This window comes from Spirosoma lituiforme (assembly GCF_054776635.1).
The window spans coordinates 790,938-809,998 of the sequence record NZ_BAAHBO010000001.1 but is presented as its reverse complement, the minus strand read 5'-3'; the positions used below and the strand labels follow the sequence as shown (position 1 = coordinate 809,998).

20 protein-coding genes are annotated in these 19,061 nt (G+C 51.5%); 11 read left to right on the top strand and 9 right to left on the bottom strand.

Annotated features, from left to right (window positions below; translation table 11 throughout):
• Nucleotides 1-141: 141 nt before the first annotated feature.
• The 4 genes from ACYU87_RS03495 to ACYU87_RS03480 all read left to right on the top strand — a co-directional run bounded on the left by ACYU87_RS03495 (nt 142) and on the right by ACYU87_RS03480 (nt 2,896).
• Nucleotides 142-738, top strand: coding sequence for a 30S ribosomal protein S16 (locus ACYU87_RS03495; RefSeq protein ID WP_461132632.1), 597 nt, complete (start codon nt 142-144; stop codon nt 736-738).
• A 179-nt stretch (nt 739-917) separates the two neighbouring features.
• Entirely contained in the window at nt 918-1,526 is a 609-nt protein-coding gene (rimM, locus tag ACYU87_RS03490; RefSeq protein WP_461132631.1) for a ribosome maturation factor RimM, read from the top strand.
• Nucleotides 1,516-2,190, top strand: a complete 675-nt coding sequence (gene trmD, locus ACYU87_RS03485; RefSeq protein ID WP_461132630.1) for a tRNA (guanosine(37)-N1)-methyltransferase TrmD — start codon at nt 1,516-1,518, stop codon at nt 2,188-2,190. The genes rimM and trmD overlap by 11 nt, the downstream gene beginning before the upstream one ends.
• A 73-nt stretch (nt 2,191-2,263) precedes the next feature.
• Nucleotides 2,264-2,896: an NAD(P)-dependent oxidoreductase gene (locus ACYU87_RS03480; protein ID WP_461132629.1), complete on the top strand. Its 633-nt coding sequence runs from the start codon at nt 2,264-2,266 to the stop codon at nt 2,894-2,896.
• Nucleotides 2,897-2,905: 9 nt separating this feature from the next.
• Here the strand turns inward: ACYU87_RS03480 and ACYU87_RS03475 are convergent, their stop codons facing one another.
• The 4 genes from ACYU87_RS03475 to ACYU87_RS03460 all read right to left on the bottom strand — a co-directional run bounded on the left by ACYU87_RS03475 (nt 2,906) and on the right by ACYU87_RS03460 (nt 7,186).
• A complete protein-coding gene (locus tag ACYU87_RS03475) occupies nt 2,906-3,277 on the bottom strand; it encodes a hypothetical protein (RefSeq protein WP_461132628.1) in 372 nt (123 codons plus the stop codon).
• Between the two features lie 11 nt (nt 3,278-3,288).
• Entirely contained in the window at nt 3,289-5,556 is a 2,268-nt protein-coding gene (locus ACYU87_RS03470) for a transglycosylase domain-containing protein (RefSeq protein WP_461132627.1), read from the bottom strand.
• Nucleotides 5,557-5,611: 55 nt separating this feature from the next.
• Complete coding sequence (locus tag ACYU87_RS03465) at nt 5,612-6,064, bottom strand: GNAT family N-acetyltransferase (protein WP_461132626.1); 453 nt, start codon at nt 6,062-6,064, stop codon at nt 5,612-5,614.
• A gap of 69 nt (nt 6,065-6,133) precedes the next feature.
• A complete protein-coding gene (locus ACYU87_RS03460) occupies nt 6,134-7,186 on the bottom strand; it encodes an RluA family pseudouridine synthase (RefSeq protein ID WP_461132625.1) in 1,053 nt (350 codons plus the stop codon).
• 71 nt (nt 7,187-7,257) lie between these two features.
• Here ACYU87_RS03460 and ACYU87_RS03455 point away from each other — a divergent pair, with 71 nt between their 5' ends.
• Complete coding sequence (locus ACYU87_RS03455; RefSeq protein WP_461132624.1) at nt 7,258-8,187, top strand: 1-aminocyclopropane-1-carboxylate deaminase/D-cysteine desulfhydrase; 930 nt, start codon at nt 7,258-7,260, stop codon at nt 8,185-8,187.
• Nucleotides 8,188-8,218: 31 nt separating this feature from the next.
• Here ACYU87_RS03455 and ACYU87_RS03450 read toward each other — a convergent pair whose 3' ends face one another.
• The gene (locus ACYU87_RS03450; protein ID WP_461132623.1) at nt 8,219-9,172 is read right to left on the bottom strand and encodes an L-threonylcarbamoyladenylate synthase; all 954 of its coding nucleotides are present in this window, start codon (nt 9,170-9,172) and stop codon (nt 8,219-8,221) included.
• 96 nt (nt 9,173-9,268) lie between these two features.
• On the bottom strand, nt 9,269-9,736 hold the full coding sequence (locus ACYU87_RS03445) for an FKBP-type peptidyl-prolyl cis-trans isomerase (protein WP_461132622.1): 468 nt from the start codon (nt 9,734-9,736) through the stop codon (nt 9,269-9,271).
• A gap of 268 nt (nt 9,737-10,004) precedes the next feature.
• Here ACYU87_RS03445 and ACYU87_RS03440 point away from each other — a divergent pair, with 268 nt between their 5' ends.
• The 3 genes from ACYU87_RS03440 to ACYU87_RS03430 all read left to right on the top strand — a co-directional run bounded on the left by ACYU87_RS03440 (nt 10,005) and on the right by ACYU87_RS03430 (nt 13,411).
• Nucleotides 10,005-10,130 (top strand): hypothetical protein, encoded by a 126-nt coding sequence (locus ACYU87_RS03440; RefSeq protein WP_461132621.1) that lies wholly within the window; start codon nt 10,005-10,007, stop codon nt 10,128-10,130.
• Between the two features lie 214 nt (nt 10,131-10,344).
• A complete protein-coding gene (locus ACYU87_RS03435) occupies nt 10,345-12,690 on the top strand; it encodes a gliding motility-associated C-terminal domain-containing protein (RefSeq protein ID WP_461132620.1) in 2,346 nt (781 codons plus the stop codon).
• A gap of 142 nt (nt 12,691-12,832) precedes the next feature.
• Nucleotides 12,833-13,411: a fasciclin domain-containing protein gene (locus tag ACYU87_RS03430; protein ID WP_461132619.1), complete on the top strand. Its 579-nt coding sequence runs from the start codon at nt 12,833-12,835 to the stop codon at nt 13,409-13,411.
• A 64-nt stretch (nt 13,412-13,475) separates the two neighbouring features.
• Here the strand turns inward: ACYU87_RS03430 and ACYU87_RS03425 are convergent, their stop codons facing one another.
• Nucleotides 13,476-14,417, bottom strand: coding sequence for a hypothetical protein (locus tag ACYU87_RS03425; RefSeq protein WP_461132618.1), 942 nt, complete (start codon nt 14,415-14,417; stop codon nt 13,476-13,478).
• A 98-nt stretch (nt 14,418-14,515) separates the two neighbouring features.
• Between ACYU87_RS03425 and ACYU87_RS03420 the strand changes: the two genes are divergently transcribed.
• Nucleotides 14,516-15,724: a L,D-transpeptidase family protein gene (locus ACYU87_RS03420; protein WP_461132617.1), complete on the top strand. Its 1,209-nt coding sequence runs from the start codon at nt 14,516-14,518 to the stop codon at nt 15,722-15,724.
• Here the strand turns inward: ACYU87_RS03420 and ACYU87_RS03415 are convergent.
• Nucleotides 15,694-16,413 (bottom strand): murein L,D-transpeptidase catalytic domain family protein, encoded by a 720-nt coding sequence (locus ACYU87_RS03415; RefSeq protein ID WP_461133626.1) that lies wholly within the window; start codon nt 16,411-16,413, stop codon nt 15,694-15,696. The genes ACYU87_RS03420 and ACYU87_RS03415 overlap by 31 nt on opposite strands.
• A gap of 106 nt (nt 16,414-16,519) precedes the next feature.
• Between ACYU87_RS03415 and ACYU87_RS03410 the strand changes: the two genes are divergently transcribed.
• Nucleotides 16,520-17,263, top strand: a complete 744-nt coding sequence (locus ACYU87_RS03410) for an EcsC family protein (RefSeq protein WP_461133625.1) — start codon at nt 16,520-16,522, stop codon at nt 17,261-17,263.
• Here ACYU87_RS03410 and ACYU87_RS03405 read toward each other — a convergent pair.
• Nucleotides 17,246-17,920, bottom strand: coding sequence for an outer membrane beta-barrel protein (locus tag ACYU87_RS03405; protein WP_461132616.1), 675 nt, complete (start codon nt 17,918-17,920; stop codon nt 17,246-17,248). The genes ACYU87_RS03410 and ACYU87_RS03405 overlap by 18 nt on opposite strands.
• A gap of 107 nt (nt 17,921-18,027) precedes the next feature.
• Between ACYU87_RS03405 and ACYU87_RS03400 the strand changes: the two genes are divergently transcribed.
• Complete coding sequence (locus tag ACYU87_RS03400; protein ID WP_461132615.1) at nt 18,028-18,969, top strand: EamA/RhaT family transporter; 942 nt, start codon at nt 18,028-18,030, stop codon at nt 18,967-18,969.
• Nucleotides 18,970-19,061: the final 92 nt, after the last annotated feature.

The window sequence follows — 19,061 nt, the reverse complement described above, 5'->3', positions numbered from 1 at the left end:
TTTGAGGTTTGTGGGTAGACGTCTGATGTTGTTTTTAAGAAAACCTCAAATGTCTGACTAAAAACCTCAAACTTTTTTTGTACCTTTGCGGCCACGTTTTACAAGGGGGATGCGTCTCCCGTCAAAAACAAACAAGCACAAATGGCTGTTAAAATTCGTTTAGCGCGTCGCGGACGCAAAAAAATGGCGATGTATGACATCGTGATCGCGGAATCAACTTCTCCTCGCGATGGCCGGTTTATCGAGAAAATCGGTTCATACAACCCCAACACCGACCCTTCGACGGTCGTATTGAAGTCGGAACGGGCTGTTTACTGGCTCATGGTAGGTGCTCAGCCGACCGATACCGCCCGTTCGGTATTGTCGCACGAAGGCATCATGTACCGCAAACACCTGCAAGTCGGCGTTAACAAAGGTGCCATCTCACAGGAACAGGCTGACGAGAAATACTCGACCTGGAAAAATGAGAAAGATGGTCGGAAGGCCGGTGCTGCCGACACGAAAACGCAAACCAAAGAGCAGGATCGTGCTGCTCGCCTGGATGCTGAGAAAAAAGTGAACGAAGCGCGTGCTGAAGCTATCGCCAAGAAAAACAAAGTAGAAGAACCAGTTGTTGAGGCTCCTGCTGCTGAAGAAGCTCCTGTAGCTGAGGCACCTGCTGCAACCGAAACACCTGCCGTTGAGGAAGCTCCCGTAGCTGAAGCAACGCCAGCAACGGACGCGCCAGCTGCTGAATAATTTTCTACGGAGCCTCGTGCTCTGAAATGGTACAAAAATAGCCTGTTCAACGATGAGCAGGCTATTTTTGTACTACATGTGGCTGCTCAACGACCCCCAACGGGGTCACTTCGCTGAGTACCGCATGGCTAACGAATAAGAACAGGGTTCTGATAAGGCGCTAACGGGCCACTTTATATATGACAAAAGATGATTGTTACCAGGTAGGACACATCACCAAAACGCATGGCGTTAGTGGCGAGCTAGTCCTTTTTTTAGACGTAGACAACGCGGCCGAATACGCCGATTTGGAATCCGTTTTGCTGGAAGTAAAAGGAGACTTGATCCCCTACTTTATCGAATCCATCGCTATCGTTAAAGGGAGTCGCGCTATCATTGCCTTCGAAGATGTAGATACCATTGAGCAGGCCGAGCGGCTGATCAACTGTGGTGCCTATTTACCCCTGGATGAGCTGGAGCCTATTACTGATGAGACTCGGTTCTATTTTCACGAAATCGTTGGCTACCAGATTGTCGATGCCGAAGCGGGCGAGTTAGGTATTGTCCGGGGCGTGTATGCGATGAATGCGCAGGACCTGATTGCCATGGATTACCTGGGCAAAGAAGTCCTGATTCCAATCAACAGCGATATTGTTCGGACGGTTGACCGCGCTACCCAGAAACTCAACGTAGCCTTACCCGACGGGTTACTGGAGATTTATATGGAAGAGAATAGCAAGGATGATGATAACGAAGCCGTAAACGGCAACGATACTGACCGCAGCCCGGATGACACCGATGAGGATTGATATTATAACCTGTCTGCCCCGGCTACTGGATAGTTTCTTTGCCCATTCCATTTTGCAACGGGCTCAGCAGGGAGGCTATGTGGAAGTTGTGGTTCACGACCTGCGCGATTACACGGCGGATAAACATCGACGTGTAGACGACTATGCTTTTGGGGGCGGAGCCGGTATGGTCATGCAGATTGAGCCGATTGCCAAATGCATTCGGTCGTTGCAGAACGAGCGCGCTTACGATGAGATAATTTACATGACGCCAGATGGTGAACGACTAAATCAACAGACGACTAACGCGCTTTCGTTGAGACAGAATCTGATCATTCTGTGCGGGCATTACAAAGGAGTCGATGAGCGGGTTCGAGAGGTATTCATCACCAGAGAAGTAAGCATTGGGGATTATGTATTGTCCGGTGGGGAACTGGCCGCGTGCGTGCTGTCGGATGCCATCATTCGCTTGCTGCCCGGTGTGCTGAATGATGAAACATCAGCCCTGACCGACTCATTTCAGGACAATTTGCTGGCTCCACCCGTCTATACGCGCCCCGCCGAGTTCGAAGGCTATCGGGTACCCGATATTTTATTATCGGGTCATGAAGCAAAAATCGACGAATGGCGGCACGAACAGGCTCTCGAACGAACCCGGATTCGACGCCCGGATCTGCTGGAATAAAATCCGGTCGGCATTATAGTAAAAACTGAACAGCTGGTTTTGGGTTATACACATACCTAAAATCAGCTTTTTTATGCAAGTATTAGTCGTGGGGGCTACCGGAGGAACAGGACGCCAGGTTGTGGAGCAAGCACTTCAACTGGGTCATTTCGTAACCGCTTTTGTTCGGGATCCGGCTAAACTGCTCATTCAGCATCCTAATTTAACGGTTCTAACGGGCGATGTGCTTAAGCCCGAAACCGTATTACCGGCGGTCCGGCGTCAGGATGTGGTTATCTGTTCGTTGGGTAGCCGACCCGGCCAAAAGGATCAGGCAGTGGCGGAGGGTACCCGTAATCTGGTAGTGGCCATGCATCAGGCGGGCGTCCAGAAACTGTTCGTGGTATCGTCGCTAGGGGTGGGAACGAGTTACGAGGAAGCATCGCTACCCAGCAAGCTGATTATCAAGACGCTGCTGAGCGGTGTGATAGCCGAAAAAGAAAAGCAGGAACAGGCCGTTCGGGAAAGTGGGCTCGACTGGGTAATCGTACGGCCTACCAGCCTGACAAACGGCCCCATAACCGGGCACTACCGAATCGGAGAACACTTGCCGTTTAGCCGATTTGATTTCCCCCGAATCAGCCGCGCCGATGTAGCCGCTTTTCTGCTACATCAGCTTGAGAAGGACACCTATCAGCAAAAAGCAATAACCCTGACCGGTGCCTGACAGCCCGTATCAACGGGCTGGTTGTGAGCTAACTATTTTGCAGTCGCAACGCTTGGTCCCGGCGGGAAGCGTAACGGGTTTGTCGAATTGGCTGTTCGGCGAAAGTGTTCGGGAGAACGTGGTGTACTTCTCTTTGAGCATTTTTCCGCTCTCATCGAAGGCCAGCAGTTTTACCGATATATCGTTGTGCGACCGGGAGGATAGATTTTCCACGACCACATTGACCGTAGACGTTACCAGCACATTTTCCAGGTCGGAGCAATCAACCCGAAGATCGATGGTTTGCGGACTCAGAGCGGTATTATTGTGCCGGGAGACAACGTACAGGATAAGTCCTCCCAGCACGACCACCAATAACAAAAGTCTAAACAGCGCTTTCATGCGTTCTCGTTTTATTGATTGCCATTTTCCAACGCCTGCTGCGCTTCTTTCTCCCGTCGTTTTCGTTCCCGCTTTTCCTGCCGTAACTGCTTGCGGGTTTTGACGGTATCGGCGGGTGCCGGTACACCGGGAAGCGTTTCCGACCGGTCTGGCTGAACCGTTGGCTGTTCTTCACTGCTGCGATTGTCGTCCGGTTTCTTGCCTTTAAACAGTCGACGAAAGAAATTGCCAATGCCGTTACCGCCCTCTTCATCGGCATCAATTTCCGGATCAATTGGGTCGGTCATCAGGCTATCTCCCTGAAATAGAGAATCGACGGGGGCCACCTCTCGACGTAGTCCCTGGCGCAGACGAACATCATAAAACCCGTAAGCACCCGAATCAGGGGTGGCAAGGCCACGGCGGGCCATAATGCGGCCAATCAGTTTGAAATAACCCCGCACATTCCGGACCTGAAGAGTACCGTCGGGCACAAACCAGTTCAGAGCCGCTTTCGGGCGTGGGACAACGAAAGCCAGGAAAATACTTTCGCCCAGATTCAGATCGGCCGGGCTTTTGGCAAAATAATACCGGGCGGCTTCACCGATTCCGTAAATGTTGCGGCCCCACTCAATGATGTTGAGGTACACTTCATACATTCGTTCTTTCGAAACGATGTGTTCGTTTTCGATAAGCCAGACGATCAGGATTTCCTCGATTTTGCGGGAAAGCGTTTTGTTCCGGCTTAGAAAAGCATTCTTCACTAACTGCATGGAGATGGTACTGGCTCCCCGCTTGAATGATTTTTCCTTGAAGTTGGTCGCAATCGATACTCTGAACGCCTTTTCGTTGAAGCCGTTGTGCGTGAAGAAGTTATAATCTTCCGACGTTAATAGCGCGTTGCGCAGATCGGGCGAAATCTGGTTGATGGGCGTGTAGTTCGGATTTTCGGGACCAACGACGATGTCACGAACCGGCTTGCCTTTTTCGTAGGGCGTATAAACGAACGGTTTGTTAATGGCTGCAAAGTCCGTCCGGCCCATCTTGATTACCCGGAAATCTTCCTGTGTCAGGCCGGAGTTGAATTTAACCGAATCGGGTAGGGCGGTGTCAAACTGGAACGACAAGTCATACTTGAGCCGCCCGCTAACCTGCATCCCTTCCAGCGACTCAAAAAGTCCCTGCGGAAACGAGTTGAAGAGCGCCTGTGCATCCAGCGGGTCCGTATGCAGCTGCACATCATACTGTTTGCCAGTAGACGAGGCTGCGTCGGGAAGGGTGTATTTGACGAATGGCCGCGCACTCACTTCGCCCAGGAGAAGCGTTGACGAACTATCAATACCCACGTAATTTTCGCCGACGAAAAGATTGGCATCAACGGCGGCACTCGGAACCAGTACGTCGGTGCGGGCAATGGCCGGGTGGTTGATCCGAAGATTTCGGACAGAGCCTGCTCCTTCGAGCCGGAATTGCCCCCCCGACCGATCTACATCCCGCAACTCGGCGCGGAGAGTATCGGCCTGAACCTTAAGGTTATATTTCTTGTAAACGTACGGTATTTCAATCGGTTGAGGGCGTCCGTTCCGGCCTTCAGCGTAAAGCGCCAGATTGTATTCGCGGTCGCTGGGATCAGCCGTGCCAGCCAGATGCCAGGTTGCCTGGTTCCCATTCAACGTTATAGTTGACGTAACATTTTCGTCTTTAATGAGGGCGGTCCGCGTGAGCAGGTTAATGGTATCATTACCGACATCCATCCCCCTGAATTCCAGATTGCTGACGTTGAGATCGTCGGGAATTTTAGACAAGATATTATCGATCAGATTCTCCGTCACATCGGCCAGATTCGTCCGGCGGGTCGTTTCAACCGGGGTGCTGCTGGCTGCGGTTGAATCACGTTTACGGTGCAGAAAGAAATCGATATTGGTCAGTGAGTCGCGTTTGATCACCTGAATCAGGCCATTTTCGAGCGTCATGCCCGACAAACCGATTTTGCCCGCCAGCAATGGCCAGAAACGAACTTCCAGCTCTACCCGCTGAATACGCGCCAGACTATCGCGCTTCGCCGGCACCACCGAAATGTCGTTGAAGGCCAGTGAACTGAAGCCGGTAAATTTAGCAGACCCAATCTTGACATCAAGGTCGTAGTCACGTTTCGCCTTACGAATACCTCGTTCGAGAGCGGTTTTTAACAGGCTTTCCCGTTTGGAATAGGCAATGCCAGCACCGGCGAGAGCCAGCAAAAAAATACTTAAAAACACCCATCCGGCTATACGAATGGCTTTTCGTTGACGATACGTCATGCTTAATGTCTATGCGCGAGAGGCAAAGGTAAGGTTTTTGGGCTAGCTTTACTTTCTAGAAATCGAGGTGGCAGTTTGTCCAGCCATCGTCAAAACGGGTGCCAAATTGTTTGTAAAAACCGATGGCGGGCTCATTCCAGTCGAGTACCTGCCACATCATACCCGTACATTGGGTTTCGCGGGCCATCTCGATGGTGGCATCCAGGAGTAACTTACCGACGCCATACCCCCGAAAGTTCTCCGTAACAATAATGTCTTCGAGGTATAATCGCTTGCCCTTCCAGGTCGAATACCGATAGAAGTACAGGGCCATACCCACAATTTTTTTGCTGTCGGAGTCTTCGGCCATAATCATCCCGAAGAGGGGATTCGGACCAAAACCGTCGATAGCCATCTGCTCGATTGTGTTGGTAACCTGATCGGCGGCCCGTTCATAAATAGCCAGTTCCATAACCAGAGCAAAAGCTTCTGGCACGTCTTCAAGGGTACCGGGGCGAATAGAAATCATGTATTACAAAAGGAAGTGGTGAATGATAAAACAGGGAATGAATACGTGTGACTGGCCCAATATACTACTTTATTGGTCATCCGCCCCGGTTGTCCGGCTCGTCATTTTGCTCCGCCATTTAGCCAGTGCTGCCTGGAAATCGTCGGGGAGATCGGAGTCGAACTGAAGCCACTCGCGCGTTCGGGGGTGCGTAAACCCTAATGATTTTGCGTGTAGTGCCTGACGAGGTAATAATTTAAATGCGTTTTCGACAAAGGCTTTGTAGCTGCCAACGGGTGTGCCGCGTAAAATTCGGTCGCCCCCGTACATGGCGTCATTGAACAATGGATTGCCAATGTGTTTGAAGTGCGCCCTGATCTGGTGGGTCCGACCGGTTTCCAGCTTACACTGGACCAGTGCAACGTACCCCAGCTCTTCGAGCGTTGTGTAGTGCGTGATTGCCCACTTCCCCTTCGACTCATCATCGTAGATGGCCTGTACTTTACGGTCTTTAATTGATCGTCCGATGAAGCCCGTAATGGTGCCAACCAGCGGGTTGGGAACGCCCCAGGTAAGTGCATTGTAGGTTCGCTCGATGGAGTGCTCGAAGAACTGCCGGGCCAAATACGTCATGGCGTATTCCGTTTTCGCAATCACCATCAGGCCCGACGTATCTTTATCGATGCGGTGAACCAGACCCGGACGGATTTCGCCGTTTCGGGAGGTGGGCAGGTTCTGGAAGTGATAAACGAGGGCATTGACCAGCGTGCCATCCCAGTTTCCGTGGGCCGGGTGCACAACCATACCGGCTACTTTGTTGATAACCAGCAGGTCGTCATCCTCAAAGACGATGTTGATGGGTATATTCTCCGGCTTTACATCCGTTTCGCGGGGTGGGTGTGCCAGCGAAACCGTGATGACATCCAGTGGTTTTATTTTATAACTGGCTTTGGTTGTCTTGTCGTTTACCCGCACGGATTCAGTGTCAATAGCCGCCTGAATCTTGGTGCGCGTGGCGTTCTGCAATCGATCCATCAGGAAACGATCGATCCGCAGCAGGCTCTGACCTTTGTCCACCACAATGCGGTGATGCTCGTATAATTCGTCGTCTTCGGGTAATTCGTCTTCCGCTTCCGCTATCATTTCTGTACCTAATAGACCTATCGGGTTCAAAAACCGCCTAGGTTTGTCATGAATCAGCAAAAATACGGATTATGGACGAACTTGCCCGACAACTCGCCAATTTGGCCGGTAACTCGCCACTTCAGCTGCTTACCAGTCCCTTTCCCGAACCTGTCGACATCAACCTGTTTCTGAAACGGGATGATTTGCTGCACCCGTTGGTGTCGGGTAATAAATGGCGAAAACTTAAATACAACATACTGGCGGCCCGCGAGCAGGAGCACACCACATTGCTGACGTTTGGCGGGGCGTATTCCAATCATATATACGCCACGGCTGCCGCCGGACAGGTATTTGGGTTTCGGACAATTGGCGTTGTGCGGGGCGAAGAACTTGCCGGAAAGCCACTAAATGATACCCTGCGGTTTTGCCAGGAAGCGGGTATGCATCTCCATTTCGTTAGTCGGGACGCTTACCGGCGAAAAGACACGCCTGATTTTCTAGCCGAATTAATTCAACAAGTTGGTGCCTGCTATGTGATACCCGAAGGCGGCACGAATGACCTGGCTGTGCAGGGTACGGCCGAAATCATTCCGGAGATTGTGGCTCAACTTGGTTACGTACCCGATTTTGTCTGTTGCCCGGTTGGTACGGGGGGGACAATGTCCGGGCTGGTACAGTCAGCACCAACCCAAACCGATGTACTGGGCTTTGTCGTGCTGAAAGGTTTTGGGCCGGACAGCTTCCCCGCGACCCGGTTCACCAACGAACAGCCGGGATACTGTCCGCGCCTGTTCCATTATCACATTGGTGGATACGCTAAAACCACGCCCGAGTTGCTCACCTTCATCCGTGCGTTTGAACAGAAAAACGGGGTATTGATGGAGCAGGTGTATACCGGCAAAATGCTCTGGGGCATTTATGATCTGGCCCGGCAGGGGTACTTTCCAGCAGGAGCGACCGTCGTAGCGGTGCATACGGGTGGCTTGCAGGGGAGGAGTGTGGAGTTGGACAGCCTGTAAAGCAACAAGCATCAAATAGAAAAGCCATTCCTCAGTCCTGGACGCTGGCTCGCCGGAGCCGGTCGTTCATGGCCCAGCCAAGCCCTTCATTGGGTAAAGGTTCGGCGTAGATGACATCGATGGGTAGATTGTCCAGCGCTCGTAAGTGGGCGAAGAGATTTTTAGCGGCTTCGGTTAAATCGCCGGTGGGCGAGAGAATGCGCTGATCATTTGTACGAATGCCGCCAAAGGGCTCCCGGAAAGCTAAAGCGCCCACCCGTTCGCCCGGTTCGGGGGTTGCGCCAGCTGATAACAGAATCAGGGGTTTACGAGGTGCGTAATGGCTGCTCAGCATCCCCGGTGCTTTGGGATTCGAGGTTGAGTGCGTTCGGACGGAAACAGGGCCGATAATGGCCTCAATCTGCTCAAGCGCCATGCCGCCCAGTCGGAACACTGTCGCATCGTTATCCTCGAACCCAATAATTGTCGATTCAAGGCCGACACCGGCGGGGCCACCATCTAAAATGTACGGCACCCGATCGCCCAGTTGGTCGGCTACGTGTTGCGCCGTGGTCGGGCTGATGTAGCCAAATGGATTGGCGCTTGGGGCTGCCAGCGGAAAATCGAGCGATCGTAAGAGATCGAGGGTGAGGGGGTGGTTCGGAATACGAACCGCCACACTGGACAGTCCCGCCGTAACGAGATCAGGGATCAGATTCTGTTTGGGCAACAGCAGAGTCAGCGGGCCGGGCCAGAAGGTTTCTGCCAGTTGGTAGGCGCGATCCGGAATGGCGGTAACGAACTGCGTAAGCTTATCGAACGAGTCTGTATGAACAATGAGCGGGTCGAAGGAAGGGCGATTTTTTACCCGAAAAATAGTGAGAACTGCATCGGGGTTAAGCGCATTACCCGCCAGCCCATAAACTGTTTCGGTTGGAATGCCGACGACATTCCCCGCTTCCAGAAATGCCTTGGCAATCGCCTTATCTGTACCTAGTTGTGCCATGATTTTGTGGCACAAAGATACGTACGGTATTTGGTTTACGGTATTCGGTTTGTGATAGCCGCGACGGGTCGCTTTAAACCGAATACCGTAAACCGATTAATGATGTCCGCCGGGACCATGGACGTGGCCGTGCGACAGTTCTTCGGAGGTTGCATCCCGAACGTCAATAACTTCTACATCGAAATGTAAGCTCTGATCGGCAAGGGGGTGGTTCGCATCAACGGTTACGGTTTCCGGACCAACACTGGTAACCGTAATCACCTGGCCATCGTTGGCTTCAAACTGCATTCCTACCTCAATTTTCTGGCCACCGAAAGCCTTAATGGGCACCTCTTCAACCAGCTGAGGATCACGCTTGCCATAGCCCTTTTCTGGGTCAACATCCAACTTCAGTACGTCGCCTTTGGTACGGCCTTCCAGACCCTCTTCCATACCCGGAATCAGGTTATTGGCACCGTGTAAATAGAACAATGGATCGCGTCCTTCGCTGGAATCCAGTACGTTACCATCACTATCGCGCAAGGTATAGTGAATGGCGGCAACTTTGTCTTTCGTGATATTCATGATTACTTCTACCCTAAAATGATTATTATTTTATAACAACTAAGCGGGCAAAGTTGCTGTTATTTTTTTGTATAATTTATCGAAACCGAGTTTTAAGCCCACCTCACTGTATTTTGTTGGTTCCTATACCGTCCTGAATTATGTTTACAAAATTGGTTTGTCATTTGCTTCCTGTCATCTCTGGATAAGGGGGGCTGATCCCGAACCGGGTTAGGGCACCTGTACAGATGTAGCAAATCGGGCAATCGGAAATTAGTATCTTTAGTCTATGAATGAGCGGTTCAAATTTTGGCTCAAACGCGTCGGGTGGGGCGGTTTTCTTTTCTTTCTGATCAAAGGGCTACTCTGGCTTTTGATTCCATACCTCATTGCCAAAGGGGTGCTCTCCAAATGAGCTCTTTTAGTCTATACTTGTTGCGTTAGTGTTTCGCTAATGTACCATAGGATAAATAGACTTTATCCTCATAACTGATCGGTGCTGGTCGTGTTTGTATATTCAGTATTGCTTTGTCGTGATACTGACTACACAAAGCTGACTAACCTGTACTGGCGTTATGCACCGGGCAACGAGTGAAGTTTCCTCTAAACTAAAAAGAGTGATGCTGTGTATGACAGCGTTGCTCCTGTCATTTACCGGTAAGGCAACCCACATCATTGGTGGCGATGTGAGCATGCGGGCGGTTGGGTCAACGCCCGGTCTGTTTCTGCTGCAATTGAACCAATACTGGGATCAGACGAAGACCAGTTCCGGCAATCGGGATGATTTTGTTACGTTACTGATCTACCGCAAGCAGGATCCTATGCTGGTCGAACGGATTGCCCTTGACCTTAAGGAAACGCTCCCGCTTACCTTCGACAATGAAGCCTGCGCTACACTGCGTAAATTAGAGTTTACGCAAGCCAAGTACTACACGACTCATCAGTTCGATATACAGAAATACGATGACCCTGGGGGGTACTACATAATTTGGGAGCGTTGTTGCCGAACGGACGATCTGACGAACGTTAATAGCAATACGGCCGCTGGTGTGGGCATGGTATTTTACCTGGAGTTTCCGGCAATGACTAAAAACGGGGCGTATGTCAAAAATTCGGCTCCTGACTTCGGGGTACCCAACGGCGACTACATCTGCATCAATAAGCCATTCACGTTCAACGCTGGAGCCACGGATGCCGACGGCGATCAACTCAAGTATTCGCTGGTAACTCCGTTGAATGGGTACACGAACCGGGGCGTTGCCAACAGCATAGACCAGTCGCCACGCAGCAGTTACCCGACCATCGCCTGGGCACCAGGATACGATCTGTCCAACATCATTCCGGGGAACCCTGCTTTACGGATCAACCCAACGACGGGACAGTTGTCCGTGCGGGCAAACCAAACCGGGCTCTACCTGTTTACCGTTCAATGTGAAGAATACCGGAATGGGGTACTTATTGGCGTTGTCCGGCGTGATTTTCAACTGCCTGTCGTCGATTGTTCCCGGAATACGCCCCCGCCTGCCGCCGTACTGGCCGATGGTAAATCAACAGCCGAGGTGAACTGGTGCGGCACCAAACCGCTGGTGTTAAGTGTGGAGAAAAACCCGGCCTGGGCCTATCAATGGCAGAAAGACGGGGCGAATATCAGAGGATCGACAACCGATACATTACGGGTGGCGGAGTCGGGCATATACACGGTTGTAAAAAGTCAGGCTAAAGTCTGCGCCAATGACACCGTCTCGCAGGCGGTAAAAGTTACCGTATCAACAACGTCGGCCGTTGCATTATCGGTAAGTAAACCTGGCCCTTACTGCACTGGCGATACCATTACGATACAAGCGGATGGGCAGCCCGGAACACGCTACCAATGGCGTCGGGATGGGCGAGCCATTGCCGGTGAGCAGGCTACGCTGCGGGTCTATCAGTCCGGAACGTATCGGGTATTGACAACATCGTCGGAATCCGTATGTGACGGGCTGGATAGTGTCCAGTTGACGCTGAATGCCAGGCCAGCCGCTCAGATCAGCGCAGCAGCTACCAAACTTTGTCCAGACTCATCTGTTCAGCTCACGGCCGGAACGGCGAGCGGGAATAGCTATAGCTGGCAGCTTGACGGGATAAAGCTCACCGCTACTGATGGGCAGCTTATGGCCCGGCAGGCGGGCGTTTATCAGGTCACCGTAACGGCTCCAACGGGTTGCACAGCAATATCCAATCGCTACACACTTGGCCAGTTTGACTCTCCGGCAGTGCAGTTCGATTCCATTGCGTCGGTGTGCATCACCAACCCGGCCCTGATCGCTTTGCGCGGGCAACCCGCCGGCGGAATTTACGCCGGCGTGGGCGTGCGAAACGATAGTTTCGATCCGGCAGTTGCCGGCGTGGGGCGGCACGAACTCCGGTATACGATCACATCGGCCGACGGTTGCCGGGCGTCGCAGGGACGCTGGGCTGTTGTTTCGGGCGGGCCAACGCTAACCGGCCAAACGACGTACGGTATAACAAAAGGGAGCACTGTTCAATTGGTGACACAAAGCGATGAAGCCATTCGTCAGTACGCCTGGAGTCCGCCTACCGCGTTGAGCCGGGCCGATGTCGCCAGTCCCGAGGCTAGTCCGGACGAAACGACACCCTATCAGTTAACGGCGGTCAGTGTAAGTGGTTGCGTGGCTACGTTTGCCGTGCTGGTTGAGGTAAGCGAGCCCCTTTACATTCCGTCAGCATTCTCGCCCAATGCCGATGGCATGAATGATTCCTGGATAATTCCGAACATCAATGCGTTTCCACAGGCCGAAGTATCAATCTACAGTCGCTGGGGCGAACTCGTCTTTTTTTCGAAAGGGTATACGCAGCCCTGGGATGGTACATACAAGCAGGAAACAGTACGAACAGGTGTCTATACCTATCAGATTAAAACCGGCAACGGCGGGTTAAATACGACTTACCGGGGCCAGTTATCGGTCATTCATTAACGCTTTGTGTCCCTTTTACTCAATTTCTCTCTTTCCTGAACAATTTTCTGGGGTAGATTAACCGTTTAATCAACAATCAGGGGCGTTTGCTCCGGGCTTGTCCGCATAACAAGCCGTACGTTTCATGTCTAACTAAATCCAGATGAACAAGACACCATTTCTAGGCCTGGCCTTATCGGTTACACTGCTGGTCGGCTCGAACGCGTCGGTTCTCGCGCAAGGTCAAAACTCGGCTGCCCAAACGGCTACGACAACGACGACGGTAAAAACGGGAACCTCAACGGGAAAGGATCTGGCAATCAGTGCGGCCAAATCGGCTAGTCATACGATATTGTTTCGGGCTCTCCGGGTATCGGGGCTGACCGAGCAGGCCAGCGGCAAAGGACCTTACACCGTTTTTGCGCCAACGAATGAGGCATTTGAAAAGCTTCCATCCGGCTCTGTGGCTGAATTGTGGAAACCGGAAGCCAAACCTAAACTGATAAAACTGCTGGCCTATCATGTGGTGAAGGGTAAGTTTACGGCCGACCAGTTACAGGACGGACAAAAGCTGAAAACGGTCACGGGCGGCACCCTAACGGTAGGCAAGCAGGGCGATACGATAACCATTACCGACGGTGCAGGCAGCACGGCAACGATAAATCAGGCCGACGTTGAAGCGACCAATGGTATCGTTCATTCGATCGACACCGTATTGATGCCAACTGCGCCCAAGCAGTAACGTGAAATTGTAATTAACGGGGGAGTTCGTCAGGTAATCTTGCCTGGTGGATTTCCCCGTTCTACTACCTGGCTAACGCCAAAACCAAACTTTGTAAGTCCTGATTGATGGACCGAACGGAGGACTGGAGTTGGTTGAGCATATTGGCCCGATTATGCAGATCATCAGCCTGATAATCGCCACCCGGACCAAAATACAATGCCTGTTGCGCGATCGGAACATCGTTGAGTACATAATTCTTCCAGCGCTGGCGGATGTTGTAGCTGATCGCGTGTTCGCCAATGTTGCTGAACAGTTTTTCGTTCAGCACGTACCAAACCACCGGCGGATAAACCGAAGACTGTTTGGGCTGTAACCAGATGTCTGTTAACAGATTGCGCTCGTGCCGGAAGTTCACGGAGCGATTAGACGAAAAAGCGGCTAGTCCACCAAGTCCGGCGCTGGCAACGCCCCCGCCAACCCCCACCACCTTATTGGGCCCATCGGCCTGAATCAGCGCCGTCGCTACGGTTGTAGCAGCGCCCAGTACAACGGACAGGATGGTAAGCCGTCGGACGCGCTTGGTATCCCGTTGATCCAGATACGCAGCGATCTGATCGGCCCGTTCGCCTTCGCAATCCAGTTCGGCCGCCAATCCCGCAATCTGGGTAGATGCCAGCAGCAGCCGGTTAAGTATTTGCTGCCGTTTTTGAATACCTTCCAGTTTGTCGGCTGGTCGGGTACTTTGTTCCAGCCTGGACAGATCGCGGAGCAGGGGCAAAATACCAACCGCATTGGCCAGAAATAAGTCGTGTTGTGAGTAGCGATTTATTAAGCTGGTATCGGTTCGAAGCACCAACTGGCTATCTGGCTGGGGTAAGTGCGTCGAATCATACGCATACTGGATGGTAGGCGAACAATAGGTGTCTGAGGTTTTAGTAGGTGGCTGAAATGTCAGTGACCGACAGGACACCAGAAAACCGATCAGTAAAGCAGAAAAAACGAATAGTAGGTAAGGTGGTTTCATCAGATAGCAAACGGAGTATAGACCTGCTTCTGGCCGTAATGTTACAACCAATGACCGTATTTGGTGTTATAGTACGTACGCATACACAGTAGATACACATGAATAATCGAGGAATAGGCATTGCTGTAGCAGTGATAGCAGGGCTGGTCGTTCTGTTCTTTATTGGTAAAACTTTCTTTACGAATACAGGCGAAAAGAAAGACCAGACAGATCAGGCTAGGGTTGAGGAAGAAAAATCAGACGATTCAGCGCAGCGAGTTTCCCAACTGGTGCACCAGGCGTGCCATTATGCTGATTCGGTAGGGATTGATACCACTCGCTATAAAGTCGGGACTGATGCCGCCCGAAATAAGGAAGTGCTGGCGGATATCATGATGGAGGTGCGGTATGGAAAGAAGCCTTCCCGTATGGCGTTCAGCGGATTGAAAGAAGCCGTAGACTCCAGCTGGTCGGCTAAAGCGGAACCCGGTTCGCTGGCGGCACTAGCTACGTTTACACCTTATCAACAACTGATCGGTCATTACAACCGGCTTCGCAAACAGGGAAGTAGCGACCCGGCACTGGCCGATTCATTGCGTTTACTTCGGCAAACGCTCAATTTTTACCGGTACGTCAATCGGTTCAATCCAGACCAGTTCGTCATGGTCAATATTCCGTCGGGTGAACTAAATGTATTCGACAAAACGGGTAAACGACTGCTGCCGATGCAGGTTATTTCGGGCAAACCCGACAAAATGACGCCCTGCATGACGACCTACATTCAGGACATCGTTATGTATCCGTATTGGAACGTACCGAAGAACATTGCTCTGGAAGAAATGCTTCCCCGCATGAAACGGGATCTGTCGTACATCTACAATCAGAACCTTCAGATTCTGGACGCGAAAGACAAAGAAGTTGATCCGGAGGACATTGACTGGGAAAGCCTGTCGGAAACGAACTTTCCGTATCGCGTTCGCCAGGCGTCTGGCTGTGAGAACTCGCTTGGCTTGTTGAAGTTCAATCTGGCTAATCCATTGGCGATTTACCTGCACGACACTAACAGCCGGGATCTGTTCACAACCACCAAAGACCACTGGCGCAGCCACGGTTGCGTACGCGTTCAGAAACCCGTTGAACTGGCCAATCTTGTGCTCGGTACCAACACCTTTGATGCTGCGTTTATGAACAAATGCCTGATTGACCAGAAGCCCCGTACGTTACCGATTCCGAAAAAGTTTCCGGTTTTTATTACCTACAATATTGCTGATGTTGATGCCAGTGGAAAGCTGCATTTCTACAAAGACGTGTACTCGCTGGCCAAGTAGGCCGATTGTTTCAGGTAATCGGGGTTGGGCGAGTAAACAAAGAGACAGGAGCCACCTTTTACGGCCTGAATAATGCCTTTCGATTCGGCGTAGGGAACGGCCGGACACCCCTGGCTACGACCCAGTCGGCCCGTTTTGCGGATAATGTCTTCGCAAACGTAATCGGCTCCGTGCAGAACGATGTTCCGATCGTAAACATTGTCGTTAAACCCTTTCTCCAACCCTTTTAGCTGTAAAGAAAGGCCATGCTTACCCATGTAGGTGTTGAGCGTCTGGTAGAAACCCAGGCTACTTTGAAAAGACGACTGGGTATTGGAGAAGCGGTTCGCTACCAGATCGCCGGAGTTGCGCCCGTGCGAAACGTAGGTGTTGAATAATAGCTTTTTATGAAATAAATCGACTACGTACAGCCGTTTATGAGAGGAAGGCTGGCTGAGGTCAACAATTGTCAGCATTGGTTTAGCCGTGTCGATTTTCTGCCAGCCACGCAACGCGTATTCGAAAACGCTTTTCTGTAAACCGACTTTACGAAGATTCAACTGGTCGTAAACATCCAGATGAGCGATGGTTTTGGCTTTTTTGCTGGCAACAGCTACGGGCTTGGTCGTTGGTCCTGGTATGGTTTTGTGCCCGGTGCTGGCAAAATAAATGAACACCAGCGCCACCATAACAACCAGGACATTCATCATACCTACTAACTTGCGACGTCGGGATTTATGAATATGCATGTGATTTCAACAAGCTTACGGATTTTTTGATTCGATGAAGGTACCACTTTTTGCCAAAATTAGTAGCATGAATCCATACGAACAAGCCGTTCAGACTGAACTGATTCGCTGGCAGCAAAGCATGCAAAAGCCGCCCTCAACGTTTGGCAGGCTATCGACATCGTTGCAAAAGCGGATGAACCGGATCATCCCGAACCGTATTCACGCCATCGTTACCGCCACCATTAAACAGATGACCAGAGCGGTCCTGTTCGGGGCCGATTTCCTGAACCGGGCGCCCGTAACCGGGCAGACATTGGTCCAGCGCGATGCGGCCGTAGCCCGACGGATCGAATTTTACAAGAAAACCAGTGCTGCAGAAGGGGGTGTTACGGGGGCCGGTGGCTTCTTGCTGGGCCTAGCTGACTTTCCGTTACTACTCAGTTTGAAGATGAAGCTGCTGTTCGAAGTGGCGAGCCTGTATGGCTATTCGACCAGCGATTACCGCGAGCGGGTTTTCATTCTGTACGTTTTTCAACTGGCCTTTTCAAGTCAGGAGCGTCGGCAGGTAATTTACCAGCACATTGCCAACTGGCCGGAGCACAGCCGCCAGTTACCCAATGACATCAACCAGTTCGATTGGCTGACTTTCCAGCAGGAGTATCGCGATTACATCGATCTGGCCAAGATGGCGCAATTGATCCCCGGCATTGGTGCTGCTGTGGGTATTGTGGTCAACTATCAACTCGTCAATCAGCTTGGCCAGACGGCCATGAATGCCTACCGGATGCGCCTGCTGCAAGAGGCCTCTTCGTTAGAACGAATACGCTAGCTGAGTCAGCAAACTCAGTTCATAAGATGGATTGTCGGTGCTGGCTCCGCCCAATTGGCCCAGTTGATACGTCCATACGGGTTGCGCCATCAACGTATACCGACGAGAAAGCTGGTATTTGGCACCAGCCCCCAGCATAAAGTTAAAAACAGGACGGGTGCTGTTCGCCAGCGTAAGATTCTGGGTTGACTCTCCCGTCCGCACCACTATTACCCGCGCTGACAGGGGAATATCCGTCAGGAACCCCAGCGAAAAATACGGCGATAATCGTTTCGTCGATGATGCGTAATTGAGCAGCAGGGGGATGCGAATGGCCCGGTTGCGTACCGTTGTGGTACCATCGCCTGCCGCCGTCTGACGGGCCTGCCGCGTAGTGAGTTGCTGGTACCAGATGCCCGAGGCAACTGACCAGCCCGGCGCATAGGTATACAGGATAGAAACACCACCCGAATAGCCCGGTGCCCAACGTTTGCCGCTCATATAGATAGGCTCCACAACCTGACCATCGCTGTTGGGAAAAAAGAAGCGGGACTTATAAAAGGTGTGCGAATAGGTAGGGGCCATCGTTGCCGAAACCGACAGGTTCTGCTGCCCGAATACCAGAGCTGTTGGAAACCATAAAAACGCGATCAGCAAACGCAGAGTCAGGGTTATCATGTGAAAACGGTTACCGGAACAGATAATTGAATTGTGTCTAAAGATAAGCCGGAACCGAACAGTGGAGTAACTTAGGCCCAAAATTACCCATTCGATACTTACTGCTCATGCTGTTTTTAAGCCTCAGTATTCTTCTTTCGGTATGTCTGCTAGTAAACTTCCGGCTATTTCCCCGTTACGAAATCAATACATTTCAGGCCATCGTTTTTAATTACCCGGTTTGTTTCCTGACGGGTTGGTTGCTGTTGCCCGCCGGACAACCGTTCACCATGGATTTATCGCAGACCTGGACCTGGTTGTCGCTGGGGCTTGGCGTGGGATTCATTTTGACGTTTTTACTCTCGGGGGCGTCTACCCAGCGGATGGGTATTACGGCCACTTCGCTGGCTAATAACCTGTCCCTGGTTATTCCGGTCTGTTTCAGTTTGTTTGTCTTTCGGACCGGAAGCGGTACCTCGGGTTTCGATGCGCTCAACTCCGTAGGGCTGGTTCTCGCGGTCGTTGCGGTTGGATTGAGCACGTACAAAAAAGAGCCACAGACGGCCAATCAGGAGGTTTTCAGGTCAGGCAAGTCCGGCCGATTAGGCCCCCGTATTCTCTTGCCCGTGGGTGTATTCCTGTTCTACGGAGCCACCAATACCCTGATCAATTACATGAATCTGCACTACATTCCATCCGCCGACAAAACGATCCAGGTAACCCTGACGATGGTTTTGGGCGCTGTTTTGGCTGGTCTTGGTATGCTGCTTGTTCGGGTTGTTCAGGGTAAAGAAACGATTCAGGTCAAAAACCTGGTTGGCGCGGTAACCCTGGGCGTTCCTAACTTTCTCAGCTTCTACACGCTCTTGCTGGCTTTGTCGGCTTTTGGCAGTAATGGCGCCTTTGTTTATCCGATTTATAACATTGGTGTCATAATGCTGGCTGCCCTCCTGGCTACGCTCTTTTTTCGGGAGAAATTATCGACGGCCAATAAAATTGGCTTGGGCCTGGCTGTGCTGGCCATTGGCCTGATCTCATGGCAGGAGTTGGCCAAGGTGCTATTGGGATAAATTAAAATTTTTCTGACAAGATTAACAGGGAACAACAGGATTTTCTTTCAGATTTTTAATCATTTCTTTTCCTGTTAATCCTGCCAAAAACC